The sequence below is a fragment of the Geothrix edaphica genome (genome assembly GCF_030268045.1).
In the GTDB taxonomy this organism is placed as follows: domain Bacteria; phylum Acidobacteriota; class Holophagae; order Holophagales; family Holophagaceae; genus Geothrix; species Geothrix edaphica.
In genome coordinates this window covers 1,584,525-1,599,334 of sequence record NZ_BSDC01000001.1, presented here as the reverse complement: position 1 = coordinate 1,599,334, position 14,810 = coordinate 1,584,525, and the positions used below count along the sequence as shown (strand labels likewise).

Sequence of the window (14,810 nt, the reverse complement as noted above, 5' to 3'; positions counted from 1 at the left end):
CTCTTCTCAAAGTGGGGTGTCATGGCTACTCCCTCAGGCTGCGCCCGGTGCGGTGCAGGAACACGTCTTCGAGGGTGGCCCGGCGCACATGCACCTGCTGGAAGGGCACCGCCGCAGCTTCGGCGGCTTCCAGGAGCCGCGGAAGGAGCGCCTTGGGATCGGGCGTGGGGATCTCCCAGAGGTCCGCACGGCACTCCACGGCCTGGCCCAGCCGCGCGGAGAAGGCCGCCGGATCCGGTGCCGCCCCTTCAAACGTCAGCTCCACCACGCTGGGAATGGCCAGGTCCGCGATGAGCGAGGCCGGGGTTCCCGTGGCGATGACCTTTCCGTGGTCCATGATGGCCAGCCGGTCGCAGAGGGCCTCCGCCTCGTCCATGTAGTGGGTGGTGAGCATGACAGTCCGGCCTTCGCCCTTCATGCGGCGCACCACGTCCCAGAGGCTGCGCCGGGCCTGGGGATCGAGGCCCGTGGTGGGCTCATCGAGGAACACCAGCTCGGGATCGTTGACCAGGGCCAGCGCCAGGGCCAGCCGCTGCTGCTGCCCGCCGCTGAGGGTGATGTGGTAGGCGTCGGCCTTCTCCTGGAGCTGCACCAGGTCCAGCAGCTCCTCCGTGCTCCGCCGCTTCGGGTAGTAGCTGCCGTAGAGATCGAGCGACTCCCGGGGCGTGATCTTGTTGAAGAGGCTGGTGCTCTGGAGCTGCACGCCGATGCGGGCGCGGATCTCCTGTCCATGCTTCGCCCAGGTCAGGCCCAGGATCTCGATGTCCCCGCCGTCGGCCTCGGTCAGACCCTCGATGATCTCCAGCGTCGTGGTCTTGCCCGCCCCGTTGGGGCCCAGCAGGCCGAAGACCTCGCCCCGGGCCACTTCCAGATCCACCCCGGCCACGGCGACCACCTTGGGGAAGGCTTTGCGCAGGCCGCGGATGCGGAGGGCTGGTGCGGACATGAATACCTCCGGAGAGACCATCATGCCCGGGTTCGATCTCTGTGGGCACAGGGAGGTGCTCAAGACAGGCCGGCCAGGGGGATGATCCCGAACCACAGGAGGTAGGTCAGGGCCAGGACCATGATCCCGTTGATCCGCTCGCAGGGCGCGCCCCGGCGCAGGTAGCGCCAGATGGCCCGGACCAGCAGGAGGCCGTGGGGGATGGCCAGGAAGACGGCGAGTCCGCTCCGCCCGCCGAAGAGGCCACGCTGCTGCCAGACCACACCGCAGATGGCGGCGACGGCCACGAAACCCAGGGCCGTCAGCGCCGCCCCCCGGCGGCCCAGGAGGACCGCCAGGGTCCGCTTGGCCACCATCCGGTCGGCCTCGTGGTCCGGCAGGGCCGACAGGGTGATGGCCGCGACGGTGGCGAAGAAGAGCGGCGCCCCGATGAGCCAGAGGTGCGGGTCCCGCCAGACGCCGGACTGGAGGAGCCCGCCGCAGAGGATCGCCGCGAAGCTATGGGTGAGACCCACATCGAGCTCGCCCAGGCCGCGGTAGCTGAGCTTCAGGGGCGGGGCGGTATAGCCCACCGCCAGCACCGCCAGGGCGAGCATGGCCATCGGGCCGGGTCCGGCGGGGCCGGGCAGGGCGGCGAGCACCGCCAGGGCCAGGCCCAGCAGCAGGGTCAGGCCGAGCATCGCCCGCCGGACACTGCCGGGGGCCAGTTCCCCCTCGACCAGCACCCGGCTGCCGCCGTTGAAGGGGCCTGCATGATGGTTGAGCCGGTCCGTGCCCTGATCGAACCACTCGTTGCTGAGGACCGTCAGCGCCTCCATCAGGAAGAGGCAGAGGTAGCCGAGCCAGTAGACCTGCGGCGAGAAGGTCCCCCCGTGGCGCCAGGCCAGCAGTGCGCCGATGGTGTAAGCCACCCAGGCCATGGGGTAGAACTGCAGCCGGAGCAGCCTCAGCCAGGCCCCGGCACGCCGCCGGACTGCGTCCCGGCGAAGCCGGTCCGCGAGCCGGAGCGGCTCCCTCCGGACACCCTCCAGCCACCCGGCCCGCTGCTCCGGCGAAGAGGACAGCACGGGCCCGAAGGTGGAGATGAAGGTGGGCCCGATGCCGCAGAAGCCCAGCGTCGCCCGGCGCATGGCCTGGTGGCCGGGCTGGCGGTAGACGAACCGGTACACCCAGGGCGGGGTGTCCATGGTCACCAGCAGGTGGGCCGAGCGGCCCTTCAGAAGCTTGGCCCAGGCCGAGGGGTCCGCCTCGTCCGCTGCGAAGGCGAAGCCTGGGGTGAGCACCCGATCGAGGAATCCCTTGAGCAGGGCGGGCAGGGTGCCCCACCAGGCGGGGTAGACGAAGACCAGATGATCCGCCCAGAGGATCAGTGCCTGCGCCCGGGCCAGGTCCGGTTCCAGGCCCTGGTCCCGGGGCGAGGGCATCCGGACATCCGGGTCGAAGGCGAGGTCCGCCAGATCCAGCCGCCGGGCCTGGTGGCCCGCGCTTCCGGCGCCCTCGAGGTAGGCCCCGGCCAGGGCGCCGCAGAAGCTCTCCCGGCGGGGGTGGCCCAGGATCACCAGGATCTTGCGGGGCCGGCCTTCCCTGGAATCGTCCATGCACGCCCTCCGCCCAGGTCGAGAACGGACATCTTACACGTGCCAGACGCCCCATCCAGAGTGACCGGACAGCTGTTCCGCCGCCATGTCCCGGGCCTGGACCGAAGCGTAGCGCGCCGCCCAGCAACTCCCCGAGCCGCAGAGCAGGGGCTCGCCGCCGCTGTCGCGCAGGGCGTCGCGCACCTCGGCCAGCGGCGGGCACACCCACAGCGCCGCGCCCGTGAGGTCGTTGCGCCAGGGTGGCGCGGCGCCTCCGGGCTGGGAGGCCAGGGCCTCGGGGAAGGGGTAGCCCACGTCCTGGAGGGCGCGGTACACGCTGGGCGTGCTCAAGTGCAGGCCGGGATGGACGAGCAGGATGGGTTCCAGGGGCACCGGCCGGAGGGGGAACACCCGCTCGCCGCGGCCCAGCCCCAGCACGGTCCCGCCCAGGAGGAACAAGGGCACATCGCTGCCCAGACGGGCCGCCAGGCCCAGCAGCTTGTCCTCGCCCAGGCCCAGGTCGAACATCCGGTTGCCCAGACGCAGGGCCGCCGCGGCATCGCTGCTGCCGCCACCGAGACCCGCGCCGTGGGGGATGCGCTTCTCCAGGTGCAGGTGCGCGGGCAGGGGCCGTTTCGCGGCCTCCTCCAGCAGACGCCAGGCCTTGATCACCAGGTTGGATGCGTCGGCCACGAGACCCGCACCGGTGGGACCGGAGATGGCGAGGGACAGCGCGGAGGCAGGTTCGCCCTCCAGCGTATCCGTCAGGTCCAACACACCTTCCAGCACGGTGGTGACCAGCTCCAGCTCGTGGAAGCCATCCGCCCGCCGGCCGAGCACGGCGAGGAAGCGGTTGAGCTTGGCGGGAGCCTGGACTGTGAATTCCATGGCTCCAAGGTAGCGCAACCATCCGCTAGGCTCAGGGGATGGTTCTGTTCTTCCGCACCCTCTGGAAAGGCCTCACCCTCTGGTTCCGGCCAGGGCTGGAGCCGTTGGGAACGTCGGTGCTCCGCTTCCGCGTCTGGCCCAACGACCTGGACGTGAACGTCCACATGAACAACGGCCGCTTCCTCAGCATCATGGACCTGGGCCGCTTCGACCTCAGCTTCCGCACCAGGCTCGGCAAGGCCATGCTGCGGAACCGCTGGCAGCCCCTCGTTGGGGCCATCACCATGCGCTATCGCCGCAGCCTCGATCCCTTCGAGTCCTACGAGCTGCACACGCGGCTGCTGGGCTGGGATGACAAGTGGGTCTTCCTGGAGCAGCGGTTCCTGAAGCGGGGCGGTGACCTGGCCGCCGAAGGCATCGTGAAGGCCCTCTTCCGAGGGAAGGCTGGCAACGTCCCCATGGCCGAGGTGCTCCACCTGATGGAGTACGACGGACCGCAACCCGAACTGCCCGAGGCGATCAGGAGATGGGCGAAGGTGTAGCGCGAAAAACGCGTCCGCGTTTTTCGTAGGCGCGCGAGCGCAGCTCACGCGCCTGAGAGCTGACAGCTGAGGGCTGACAGCCGACTACTACAGCCCGTCCTCCAGCTCGAATTCAGGATCGGGAATGCTCAGGATCTCCGGGCCGTCCTTGGTGATGGCGATGTCGTGCTCGAACTGGGCGGAGAGCTGGCCGTCGCGTGTGCGGACGGTCCAGCCATCGGGTTCCACCAGGCACCTGTGGCTGCCGATGTTGAGGATGGGCTCGATGGTGATGGTCATCCCCGGCTCCATGCGGAAGCCGGTGCCCGGCCGCTGGTCCGCGAAGACCACCTGGGGATCCTCGTGCAGGTCGCGGCCCAGGCCATGGCCGATGTACTCGCGCACCACGGAATAACCGCGTTCCTCGGCGAAGGTCTGCACGGCGGTGGCCATGTCGCCCAGGCGCTCGCCGGGACGGCAGTGCTCGATCCCCACGAACATGGCCAGCTGGGCCGTCTGGATGAGGCGGCGGGCCTCGTCGCTGATCTTGCCCACGCCCACGGTCAGGCAGGTGTCGCCATGGTAGCCGTCGAGCTTGGCGCCGCAGTCGATGGCGATGATGTCGCCCTCCTGGAGCACGTATTTGGAGGGGATGCCGTGCACCACTTTGTCGTTCACGGAGGTGCAGAGGGTGGCGGGGAAGCCGTGGTAGCCCTTGAAGCTGGGGGAGGCCCCCTGCTGGCGGATGTAGGCCTCGGCGATCCGGTCGATCTCCAGCAGGCTCACGCCGGGCTTGGCGGCCCGGGCGGCCAGGCGCAGGGCGTTGGCGGCCACGCGGCCCGCCTCGCGGAGCTTCTCGATCTCCTTGCGGCTCTTGTAGCGGATCTGCTCTCGGATCAGGACCATCTTGCCCTCGATCCCCAGTCTAGCGGGTCGACGGTAGAATGTCGGTATGACGCGACCCTGGACGATCCTGGTGATGACAACCTTCCTCGCGGCGGGCCTGGTGGCCTGCCGGGGCATCCCCTCCCGCCCGGCCTCCGTCCCCCCCGAGGCCATGTGGTGCGCCGAGGCCAAGGACGGGCTCTTCCTCAAGGTCGGCGGCCATCAGAGCACCCTCTGGCAGCTGGAGGTCTGGGATCGCCAGGGCCACTCCCTGGGGTCGGGCTCCTTCCGGCTGCGGGGCTTCGCCAAGGCCAAGATCGTCCCCGAGGAGGTCCTGGCCTGGGAGAACGGGGCCCTGCATCTGAAGGACGGCACCTGGCTGGTGCCTGAAGCTCCGGCTGCGCGTTGATGACCTATTCCCGCGAGGAGAAGGACTGGCTGGAACGCGAGTGGGCCTTCCGGGCCTGGGGTCGCGCGGGCCTGCTCAGCACCGACGACTACCGGCAGGTGCTGGCCTGGGAGGCGGACGGCGTCCCCATGGACCTGGTGGTGTCGGCCCTCAATGCCTTCTTCGACCGCCGCGAGAAGCGCGAGAAACCACGCACCTTCGTGGCCCTCAAGCACCTCGACCGGGACGTCGCCAAGGCCGTGAAGCTGCGCGAGGCCCTGGTCCGGGCGGGCCCCGAGCTGGATGCCGGCAAGGGCTGGGCCCAGGTGAAGGCGCCCCTGCAGGACGACCCGGCGGCGAGGGCCGCGTTTGAAGCCTGGCAGCGCCTGCGGGCCCAGGCGCCTTCGCCGGAATCCGCCGGCTATCTGACCCACCATGACCGGGAGCGGGAGGCCCGCACGGCCCTGCTGGCCCTGGCCGAAACGGCCCTGGGGCCTGCGGCCGAGGCGCTGAGGGCCGACCTCCGCCGGCGGCTCGAAGCCGCCGACATGAAGGAGGACGGCCTTGTGTGGAAGCGGGCCTGGAACCACCACTGGGCCCGACTCGTGGCCGCTGCATGGAATCTGCCGCTGGAGGGCGCATGACCGTGGAAGCCCGCTGGCCGCAGGAGCTGGAAGCGCCCTCGGAGCGCTTCTTCGAGGCCTTCGCGGCCCAGCTTGCCGAGCCTGACGGCCTGCGCGATGGGCTGCGGGAGGCGGTCAAAACCCTCATCCCCCGCATCGACTGGGAGGCCTATCTGCCTCATCTGCCCCATGGCATCCCGGGTCTGCGGGCGGTGCTGCGGCTGCAGCCGCTGCTGGGCGAGGCCAGCTTCCATCGCGCCCTGGCCACCCAACTGCACATGGCGGCCCACGAGGGGCGCCGGGCCGCGCCGGCCCTGGCCCAGGTCCTGGCGGCCAAGGGCAGCGGCCAGTGGCGGAACCTGGAGTCGTTCATCCAGTCCCGCCGGCCCGGCCTGGCCTACGCGGAGGCCCAGGGCTTCGAGCTGCCAGAGGCCGCGGACTTCCAGCGTCTCGGGCAGCTCACGGAAACCGACATGGCCAACGTGGGCCACAAGGCCGTGCTGTGCGATCACCTGGCCGACCTCCACGAGCGGCTGGATCGGCCCAGGGCCACCGGCCGGCGCCTGCTCGGCCTCACGGCCTGGGTGGCGGCCTCGCCGGAGGACACCTTCTGGGCACGTCGTGCCGCCAAGCGTCTGGGGACCGCCGAGGTGGCCGTGCCCTGGGCGCCGGCGGCCCTCGGGCCGGCGGACTGGGCTTCCCAGGTGCGGGAGATGTGTGACCTGGGGCTGGTGGCCCTGTTGGACCAGCTCACGGCGCGCCTGAAAGCCGGGCAGGGGGCTGGGGACTCCCTGGCGGCCCTGGTGCTGGCCGCCTCGGAGAAGCAGCTGGATGCCCGCCGCGACCTGGAGGGCAAGACCGCCTGGACCTTTGTGTACCTGGCCACCCTGGCCCGCACTCGCCCAGCGGATCCCCGGCCGTGGTGCCAGGCCGCGGCCCTGGTGAACCTCTTCCCCACGGACGAGCCGGAGGAGCGGGTGCAGGCTGCCAGGATCGGCGAGCCAGACGCCGCGGCCCTGACGGATGCGGTGCTGGATGCGGAGCCGGCCCTGGCCATGGCCCAGGCCGGCGGCCTGGCGAAGGCCGGTCGCGCGGAGGCCGCCCTGGGGGCCCTGGCCGAGGCCGCGGCCCAGAACGATCCCACCTTCAACCATGCCCACCAGGTGTTCGCCGTGGCGGCGGCCGCGGACCTGCTGCCAGACCTGCCGCCTCCGGTGCAGGAGGCCATGCTGGCGGCCCTGGCCAAGAGCCTGGCCAACAGCCAGGGCAGCGGGGATCTGGGGCGGCTGGCGGATCGGGCGCTGGCTGCGGCTCGGCCATGAGTCGAACCTTCGCCTTCCTCCGTGCCATCAATGTCGGTGGCCATACGGTCACCATGGAACGGCTGCGGGAGCTGTTCGCGGGCTTCGGTCTGCAGGGCGTGGAAACGTTCATCGCCAGTGGCAACCTGATCTTCGAAACTGGCCGGGAGACCGAGGCGGCCCTTTCCAGACGCATCGAAGCGGGCTTGAAGGCAGCCCTGGGCTACGAGGTGGCGGTCCTTCTCCGCGGAGAGGCGGAATTGGCTGCCTTGGTGGGGGGCTGCCCCTTCCGTGAGGTCGAGGTGTCCGCCGCCAAGGCCTTGAACGTGGCTTTTCTCGCCGCGCCGCTCACAGAGGCCCAGGAAACGAAGCTCCAGACCCTCGGCACGGCGGTGGACGCCTTTCGAACCACCGGCCGCGAGGTGTGGTGGCTCTGTCAGGTGAAGCAGAGCGAATCCACCTTCTCCAATGCCGTCTTCGAGCGGGCCCTCGGCGTGCGGAGCACCATCCGCGGTTTCAGCACCTTGCAGCGGCTGGCGGCAAAGCACCTGAAGGCTTGACCCATCGGCCTCGGGCTGTGGAACAATCGCGAATCCGAGGTCACGCATGGGCAAGAACCGGCTGGAAGCCTTCAGTGACGGCGTGCTGGCCATCATTATCACGATCATGGTGCTGGAACTGCGGGCGCCTCGCGGCGACGCCTTCGGGGCCCTCTGGCCCCTCCTGCCGACCTTCGTGGGCTATGCGCTGAGCTTCATCTACATCGCCATCTACTGGAACAACCACCACCACATGCTCCACGCGGCCAGGAAGGTGAACGGGCCGATCCTGTGGGCCAACACGCACCTGCTGTTCTGGCTCTCCCTGGTGCCGTTCGCCACGGCCTGGATGGGGAGCAACAACTTCGCGGCCCGACCCGTGGCCCTCTACGGGTTCGTCCTGCTCATGGCCGCCCTGGCCTATTACCTGCTGAGCCAGTGCCTCATCCACCACCACGGACGGGGGTCGCTTCTGGAGGCTGCGGTGGGTGCGGACTTCAAGGGGAAGGCCTCCATCGCGATCTATGCTTCTGCCATCCTTTTGTCCTTCGCCAATCGCTGGGCCGGCTTCGCACTCTATTGGGTGGTGGCCCTCATCTGGCTGGTGCCGGACCGGCGCATCGAGCGGATCCTGGCCCGCGAAGGCGCCGGGGAGGGCGGCTCCAGGCCCTGAAGGGGGCGGAAAACCCGTCAGAACCGGTGGGTGAGGCCCGCCGCGAAGGAAGCATCGTCGGTGTTCTCGTTGTGGGTGATGTTGTTCACGTAGCGGAAGGTGAGCGTGGTCCTCGCATCCAGATAGACGTGGAGGCCCACATCATGCTGGAGGCTGCCGTCATGCAGTTTGGCGAAGGGCTGGGGGGTGCTGAAGCCGCTGAGGAAGTAGAGCTGGACAAAGGGTTGGACCATTCGGTTGCGGCGCCCCTGCCAGGTCACGTGGGCCCCGATGTCCGAGGTGTAGTCCAGCTGGTTGTAGGCCGAATTGCCGCGTCCCCGGTGGGTGTAGGCGGCACCCGCGTAGACGATCTGCGTGGCCGAGGGCTGCCACCAGCCGCTGAGCCCGCCTTCGAGATCCCAGCCGGACTTGAACGAGCTGTAGGTGCGGACCAGGGGCGGTTTCACGGTGAAGGTGGCGCTCAGGCCCGTGGAGGCATCCTGGTGGAGCAGGTGGACCACGCCGAAGAGAGGATCCTGGAGGCGGGTGGGCTGGGCGCCCTCTCGCACGAAGTCCAGCCGTCCGTAGCGGATGGTGGCCACCACGGCTTGGTTCCGGGCCACCTCGGAGCGGCCCCACTGGCCGAAGCCGAAGGCCTTGTGGAAGGTCTCGATGGGTGCGTCCAGGTCGCCGCCGCCGTGGCTCTCCACAGGCAGCTCCATCCAGATGTCCGTGCGCTCGGTGAGCCCCCGGCGGACCTGGAGGGTGGTGCGGGCGATCTCCTCGTCGAAGTAGAAGACGAAGGGCGCCGTGGGGTATTCGGCCGCCAGGGCCTCAAGCGAGGCGCGGTCCATGCGGTGGCGGCCCTGGAACCAGGCTGGGGGATGGTCCTTGATCAGGTTCGAGAACTCGAACACATTGGCTCGCACATGGGTGAGGGTCAGCTGCCACTGGCCGGGGCCGATGGGGCGCGGGGCCTGGGGCTGATAGGTCATGGGGGCCTGAAGCAGCGTGAACATGTTGCGGGTGGGCAGGGGGCCCATCTCGGGGTAGGGCTCGTCCTGGGCCTGGAGGGACAGGCCAAGGGCCAGCGCGAGCATGGCGCGCATGGGGAACTCCTTGGATGGCTGCGTTTGGGCGAGCCACTCCGCCGGGCCACGGCCCGGGTGATGGTGGGATTCAGGAGCCGGGTCGGCCCGGCCTTTGCTTTCCTTCGGGAAGTCTATTTCCCTATGAAAGCAATATTGAGGTTGTCACTTCCCCTTGTCAAGCGGCTTTCTTTGGGATAGTTTTAAGGCGACCCACCCTGGGTCGGGGACCAGCCCATGGACATGCCCGAATCCGCCAGTTGCCGATGCTTCCGCATGGCCATCGACCTCCTGGGCAAGCCCTGGACGGGTCAGATCCTGTGGATCCTCCAGGAGGGGCCTCTGCGCTTCAACGAGCTGGCCACCAAGGTGCAGGGCATCGGCGAGAAGGTGCTCTCGGCCCGCTTGAAGGAGCTGGAGTGCCAGGGCCTGCTGGTGCGGCGCGTCCTGCCCACCACGCCCGTGCGGGTCGAGTACGAGCTCACCTGCAAGGGGCAGGGCTTCCGCCAGGTGGTGGAGGCCGTCACGCACTGGGGGACCCAGATCTCCGAGTCGTCGGATCAGGCCCGGTAGTTCGGCATCACCTGGCCCTTGGCCCACTCGAAGATGAGGCTGGTCTGGATGTGGGCCACCTCGGTGCGGGTGGTGAAGGCGTCCAGGGCCAGGTCGCGCAGGTGGTGGGCATCCCGCACGGCCACGTGCACCTGGAAGTCGTGCGTGCCCGCCACGTGGAAGACTGACAAAACCTCAGGCAGGCCCAGGGCGTGTTTCCAGAAAGCCTTCACCTGGGCCCGGCTGTGCTGGCGCAGCTGGACGGCGATGAGGGCCTGGAGGCCCACGCCCAGGGCCTGGGGGTCCACCTCCGCATGGGCGCCCCGGAGGACGCCCTCGGCACGCAGGTGCTGCACGCGCGCGAGGCAGGAGGACGGTGCCAGACCCACGGCGGCGGCCAGCTCCTTGTTGGACAGCCGAGCATCCTTCTGGAGAAGTGTCAGAATGTCGCAGTCGATTCGGTCAAGGTTCATGAATGCCATTGTTTCACGAAATAAATTCGAGGGATTGGCGAATCTTTGAAACCTACATTGTGGACAGGAGCATCCCCATGTCCAAGCCCATCGCCTCCACGTCGATCGAGACCCAGGCCGTCCACGCCGGTCGCGAGGTCTTGCACGAGCAGGGCATCCACGCGATGCCCATCGACCTGAGCAGCACCTACCCCCTCCAGGACCTGGACGAGGGCGGGCGCAGCCTGGAGGCCATGGCCATGGGCGGCCTGCCCATCGGAAGCCCCGTCTATGCCCGTCTCTACAACCCGACGGTGGCCCGGTACGAGCAGGCCCTGGCCCAGTTGGAGGGTGCCGAGGAGGCCGTGGCCTTCGGCTCCGGCATGGCGGCGGTGACCGCCTGCCTCATGGCGGCCAAGCAGCGCGGCAGCCACATCGTGGCCGTGCGTCCCGTCTACGGCGGCACTGACCACCTGCTGGCCTCCGGCATGCTGGGCCTGGAGGTGACCTGGGCCGAGGCCGACGGCATTGCCGCCGCAATCCGGCCCGACACGGCCATGGTCATCGTGGAGACGCCCGCCAACCCGACCCTCGCGATGGTGGACCTGGAGGATGTGGTGCGCCAGGCGGGCAAGGTCCCCGTGCTGGTGGACAACACCTTCGCCACGCCCATCCTCCAGAATCCCATCCAGCACGGCGTGACCCTGGTCCTCCACAGCGCCACCAAGTTCCTGGGTGGCCACGGCGACGTGCTGGCGGGGTTGGTGGCCACCAACAACGACTGGGCCACGGAACTGCGCAAGGTCCGCGTCATTACGGGGAATGTGCTGCATCCGCTGGCAGCCTACCTCCTGCACCGTGGCCTGCCCACGCTGCCCCTGCGCGTCCGGGCCCAGCAGGCCGGCGCCCAGGTGATCGCCGAGCGGCTGGCCCAGCACCCCGCGGTGGCCGCCGTCCACTTCCCCGGTCTCGCCGGCCAGGATCCCAAGGGCCTCCTGGGCCGCCAGATGAAGGGCCCCGGCTCCCTCATGGCCTTCGAGCTGAAGGGCGGTTTCGAGGCGGCCGCCGTGGTCATGGCCGAGGTGAAGCTCATGACCCCCGCCGTGTCGCTGGGCAGCGTAGATACGCTCATCCAGCATCCGGCCGCGCTCACGCATCGCGTGGTGAATGCCGAGGCCCGCGAGCACTCCGGCATCTCCCAGTCCCTCATGCGGCTTTCCGTGGGACTGGAGAGCCCCGGGGACCTGTGGGCAGATCTCGAGCAGGCGCTGGCGAAGGCCATGGCCCGGGTGGCTGTGGGTTCCGCGCACTGAGGGCTCCGGTCGCACGGGATGGCCGACACGGATTGACCCGGGTCGTATGCTGAGGTGCCCCACCTCGGAGCGATCCATGGCTTCGCATGACAGCCTGATCCATCTCCACTGCGGTGACGCTTCCGCGCTGGTCCATCGGCGGTCCGGGCTGCCCGGTTCGCTGCGCATCTGCCGCGACTCCCCGGCCGTGGGCCCCTGGGTGGCGGAAGCCTCGCAGCTGCCGGCGCTGCGGGCCGGCTGGTGGGGCGTGCCCGGGGACGAAGGCTCCCTGCGGCCCGTCCTCTCGGATCTCGGGGGCACCGCCGAGCCCGTCCTGTGGTTCGGGCCGGATCCCTGGGAGCAGGCCTGTCTCCTGTGGGTGCTGGCGGAGCTGCCGGAGGGGACACTCTCGGACCTGGTCCCCCTGGACTGCAGCGTCGCGCAGACCGCCCCCGCCGCCCTGCCGGGCCTGTTCATCGGACGGGTCCTGCTGGAGGAGGAGACTCTGACCCAGGCCAGGAGCCTCTGGGCGGGGTTCCTCGAGCGGGGGTGGGGGGCCTTGGCGGGCTGCGGCATCCCCGCGCTGCCCTGGCTGGCCCGGGCCCTGGCACGGCTGGCGGAGGATCACCCGGTGGAGGGTCCCGGTCGCACCCGCATGCAGATCCGGGGTCTGCTGGATCAGGGCGTCCATGACCTGCCGGCCCTCATGGCGGGGCTTCGGAAGCTGGAGGATCCCCGCCATGGCGCCTGGTACGGCGACCGCTTCGTGGCAAAGGTGGTGGAGTCCATGGAGGCGCGGCTAGGCTGAAACAGCCGCCATGACGCTCGCGCCCCTGCCCCTGTCCTCCAAGATCACGGTCCTCCGGGGCCTGGGACCGGCGCGGGCGGCGGCCTTGCAGGAGGCGGGCCTCGACAGCCTGCGGGACCTGCTCTGGAGCCTGCCCTACCGCTACGTGGACCGGGGCAGTCTGCGACCCCTGGGCAGCCTGGAGATGCGGGGACTGGAGCCGGCTGAACCCGGCCTCGTGACCGTGCTGGGTACCCTGCGGGACCTGCGCCAGAGCACCACCCGGGTCCAGCGCATGGCCCTCACGGAGGCCCTGCTGGAGGACGGAACCGGCACCCTGCGGCTCATCTGGTTCAACCAGGCCTACCTGTCACGCGCGCTCAAGGTGGGTGACCGCCTGCTGGTGTTCGGACCCCTGTCCGTAGGGCGCCATGGCCTGGAGATGCGGGGGCCGCAGGTCGAGGTGATGGGCCGCGGCGAGGACATTGGCTGGGTCCGGCGGTTCCTGCCCCTGTACCGCAAGCTGGGCCCCCTCACCAGCCGGGTGCGCCAGAAGCTGGTGCAGGAGGCCCTCGGTCGGGCCCACGGGGCGGAGGAATGGCTGCCCCTGGACCTGGCAAAGGACCTGCCGGACAGCATGACGGCCCTGCGGCTCCTCCATGATCCGCCGGACGACAGCGACTCCGCCCTGCTGGACTCGGGCACCTCCCCCGCCCACCAGCGGCTGGCGGCCGAGGAGCTGTTCGCCTTCTCCCTGGGCGTGGCCCTGCGCCGGGCCGGGCGCCTGAAGCGGAAAGGCCTGGTGGTGCCCACGTCGCCGGAGCTCCGGGCGCGGCTGAAGTCCTTCCTGCCCTTCCATCTGACCGGCGCCCAGCGCCGATCCTTCAAGGAGATCGTGGACGACCTCACGTCGGGCCGCGTCATGAACCGCCTGCTCCAGGGTGATGTGGGCAGCGGCAAGACACTGGTGGCCCTGCTGTCCATGGCGATGGTCGCCGAGACGGGCGGGCAGGGGGCCCTGCTGGTGCCCACGGAGGTCCTTGCCCGCCAGCACGCGGCCAGCTTCCGCCGTTATCTCGGGGAGCACGCCGGTGCCATGCAGCTGCTGCTGGGGGGGATGAAGGCCGCGGAGAAGCGGGCGGCCCTGGCCCGCATCGCCAGCGGCGAGGCCCGCTATGTGGTGGGCACCCACGCCCTGTTCCAGGAAGCCGTCGCGTTCCACCAACTCCAGCTGGTGGTGGTGGACGAGCAGCACCGCTTCGGCGTGAAGCAGCGCGAGGCCCTCAAAGAGAAAGGCGGCGATCCCCACTGGCTGGTCATGAGCGCCACACCCATCCCCCGTTCCCTGGCCCTGGCGGTCTTCGGCGATCTGGACCAGAGCGTGCTGGACGAATTGCCCCCGGGCCGGCAACCCATCACCACCAAGCTGCACAAGCCCGAGTCCGCCGAGCGGGCCTGGGAGCAGGTGCGCCGCGAGCTGGCCGAGGGCCGCCAGGCCTTCGTGGTGAGCCCGAGCATCGACCCGTCGGACGAGGGCAAGGTGCAACTCCGCGACATCCAGGCCATGGAGGCCCTGCTGCGGGGGATCTTCCCCGACGAGGGGATCGAGGTGGTCCATGGCCGCCTGAAGGCCGACGAGATGGCCGCCCGCATGGGCCGCTTCGTGTCCGGCGAGGCGAAGATCCTGCTGGCCACCACGGTCATCGAAGTGGGCGTAGACGTACCCAACGCCACGGTGATGGTGGTGGATCACGCCGAGCGCTTCGGCCTCAGCCAGCTCCACCAGTTGCGGGGCCGCGTGGGTCGCGGTGCGCACCGCAGTCACTTCCTCATGATCAGCGGCTCCGAGACCGAGCGTCTGCAGACGCTGGTGGAGACGCAGGATGGCTTCCGTATCGCCCAGCGGGACCTGGAGCTGCGCGGCCCAGGCGAGTTCTTCGGTGTGCGCCAGGCCGGTCTGCCCCAGTTCCAGGTCGCCGACCTGGTGCGTGATCGCCGCCTCCTGGCCCGCTGCCGCGAAGCCGCGGACCGGGCTCTGGCCCACGGGCTCAGCGAAACCCAGGCCGCCTGGCTGAGGCGGGAGCAGGTGAGGCTGAAACTGGCGGACGTCAGCTGAAGCCGATGCCCGACCACCGGGTCCTGCCGACGGATATCCCATCGGAAGGCCCTTCTGGGATCGGCTGAAGTCGAAGCCCCTCGGTAGAGGGGTCCGCGGTCCTGATGAAGGGGAGGGAGGCGAGCGGATTCTCAGCTGACGGAAACCCGGCCTGCCGGAATTTTCATCAGAGTACTTCCGCCGAGCGGGCTTCGGCCTACATT

The 14,810-nt window shown here is 69.7% G+C and carries 16 protein-coding genes; 10 read left to right on the top strand and 6 right to left on the bottom strand.

Translation table 11 applies throughout. The features are described 5' to 3' along the window. Positions 1-25: 25 nt before the first annotated feature. The 3 genes from QSJ30_RS07275 to ispE are packed head-to-tail and all read right to left on the bottom strand — an operon-like array spanning position 26 to position 3,411. Positions 26-946: an ABC transporter ATP-binding protein gene (locus QSJ30_RS07275; protein ID WP_285607893.1), complete on the bottom strand. Its 921-nt coding sequence runs from the start codon at positions 944-946 to the stop codon at positions 26-28. Positions 947-1,005: 59 nt separating this feature from the next. Next, the gene (locus QSJ30_RS07270) at positions 1,006-2,544 is read right to left on the bottom strand and encodes an NAD(P)H-dependent oxidoreductase (protein ID WP_285607891.1); all 1,539 of its coding nucleotides are present in this window, start codon (positions 2,542-2,544) and stop codon (positions 1,006-1,008) included. A gap of 33 nt (positions 2,545-2,577) precedes the next feature. After that, positions 2,578-3,411, bottom strand: coding sequence for a 4-(cytidine 5'-diphospho)-2-C-methyl-D-erythritol kinase (gene ispE, locus QSJ30_RS07265; RefSeq protein ID WP_285607889.1), 834 nt, complete (start codon positions 3,409-3,411; stop codon positions 2,578-2,580). Positions 3,412-3,449: 38 nt separating this feature from the next. Here ispE and QSJ30_RS07260 point away from each other — a divergent pair, with 38 nt between their 5' ends. Continuing rightward, positions 3,450-3,953 carry a thioesterase family protein gene (locus QSJ30_RS07260; RefSeq protein ID WP_285607886.1) on the top strand — a complete coding sequence of 168 codons (504 nt, stop codon included), beginning with the start codon at positions 3,450-3,452 and terminating at the stop codon, positions 3,951-3,953. An 87-nt stretch (positions 3,954-4,040) separates the two neighbouring features. Here the strand turns inward: QSJ30_RS07260 and map are convergent, their stop codons facing one another. Then, positions 4,041-4,838, bottom strand: a complete 798-nt coding sequence (gene map / locus QSJ30_RS07255; protein ID WP_285607885.1) for a type I methionyl aminopeptidase — start codon at positions 4,836-4,838, stop codon at positions 4,041-4,043. A 46-nt stretch (positions 4,839-4,884) separates the two neighbouring features. On the opposite strand from map, the gene QSJ30_RS07250 reads away from it, so the two are divergent. The 5 genes from QSJ30_RS07250 to QSJ30_RS07230 are packed head-to-tail and all read left to right on the top strand — an operon-like array spanning position 4,885 to position 8,341. Continuing rightward, on the top strand, positions 4,885-5,226 hold the full coding sequence (locus QSJ30_RS07250) for a hypothetical protein (protein WP_285607884.1): 342 nt from the start codon (positions 4,885-4,887) through the stop codon (positions 5,224-5,226). Beyond that, on the top strand, positions 5,226-5,849 hold the full coding sequence (locus QSJ30_RS07245) for a hypothetical protein (RefSeq protein ID WP_285607882.1): 624 nt from the start codon (positions 5,226-5,228) through the stop codon (positions 5,847-5,849). Before QSJ30_RS07250 ends, QSJ30_RS07245 begins: the two co-directional genes overlap by 1 nt. Then, positions 5,846-7,150 (top strand): hypothetical protein, encoded by a 1,305-nt coding sequence (locus tag QSJ30_RS07240; RefSeq protein WP_285607880.1) that lies wholly within the window; start codon positions 5,846-5,848, stop codon positions 7,148-7,150. The genes QSJ30_RS07245 and QSJ30_RS07240 overlap by 4 nt, the downstream gene beginning before the upstream one ends. Further along, positions 7,147-7,689, top strand: coding sequence for a DUF1697 domain-containing protein (locus tag QSJ30_RS07235; RefSeq protein ID WP_285607877.1), 543 nt, complete (start codon positions 7,147-7,149; stop codon positions 7,687-7,689). Before QSJ30_RS07240 ends, QSJ30_RS07235 begins: the two co-directional genes overlap by 4 nt. A gap of 46 nt (positions 7,690-7,735) precedes the next feature. Further along, entirely contained in the window at positions 7,736-8,341 is a 606-nt protein-coding gene (locus tag QSJ30_RS07230) for a TMEM175 family protein (protein WP_285607875.1), read from the top strand. A 17-nt stretch (positions 8,342-8,358) separates the two neighbouring features. Here QSJ30_RS07230 and QSJ30_RS07225 read toward each other — a convergent pair whose 3' ends face one another. Further along, the gene (locus QSJ30_RS07225) at positions 8,359-9,429 is read right to left on the bottom strand and encodes a DUF3187 family protein (protein WP_285607873.1); all 1,071 of its coding nucleotides are present in this window, start codon (positions 9,427-9,429) and stop codon (positions 8,359-8,361) included. 255 nt (positions 9,430-9,684) lie between these two features. Here QSJ30_RS07225 and QSJ30_RS07220 point away from each other — a divergent pair, with 255 nt between their 5' ends. Further along, positions 9,685-9,981: a winged helix-turn-helix transcriptional regulator gene (locus tag QSJ30_RS07220; protein ID WP_285607872.1), complete on the top strand. Its 297-nt coding sequence runs from the start codon at positions 9,685-9,687 to the stop codon at positions 9,979-9,981. Here the strand turns inward: QSJ30_RS07220 and QSJ30_RS07215 are convergent. Next, on the bottom strand, positions 9,969-10,433 hold the full coding sequence (locus tag QSJ30_RS07215) for an Lrp/AsnC family transcriptional regulator (protein WP_285607870.1): 465 nt from the start codon (positions 10,431-10,433) through the stop codon (positions 9,969-9,971). The two genes, QSJ30_RS07220 and QSJ30_RS07215, sit on opposite strands and share 13 nt — an antisense overlap. A gap of 77 nt (positions 10,434-10,510) precedes the next feature. On the opposite strand from QSJ30_RS07215, the gene QSJ30_RS07210 reads away from it, so the two are divergent. The 3 genes from QSJ30_RS07210 to recG all read left to right on the top strand — a co-directional run bounded on the left by QSJ30_RS07210 (position 10,511) and on the right by recG (position 14,607). Beyond that, positions 10,511-11,725, top strand: coding sequence for a trans-sulfuration enzyme family protein (locus QSJ30_RS07210; protein ID WP_285607868.1), 1,215 nt, complete (start codon positions 10,511-10,513; stop codon positions 11,723-11,725). A gap of 76 nt (positions 11,726-11,801) precedes the next feature. Further along, positions 11,802-12,512, top strand: coding sequence for a hypothetical protein (locus QSJ30_RS07205; protein ID WP_285607866.1), 711 nt, complete (start codon positions 11,802-11,804; stop codon positions 12,510-12,512). A 10-nt stretch (positions 12,513-12,522) separates the two neighbouring features. Beyond that, positions 12,523-14,607, top strand: coding sequence for an ATP-dependent DNA helicase RecG (gene recG, locus QSJ30_RS07200; protein WP_285607864.1), 2,085 nt, complete (start codon positions 12,523-12,525; stop codon positions 14,605-14,607). The last annotated feature ends 203 nt before the right edge of the window (positions 14,608-14,810 follow it).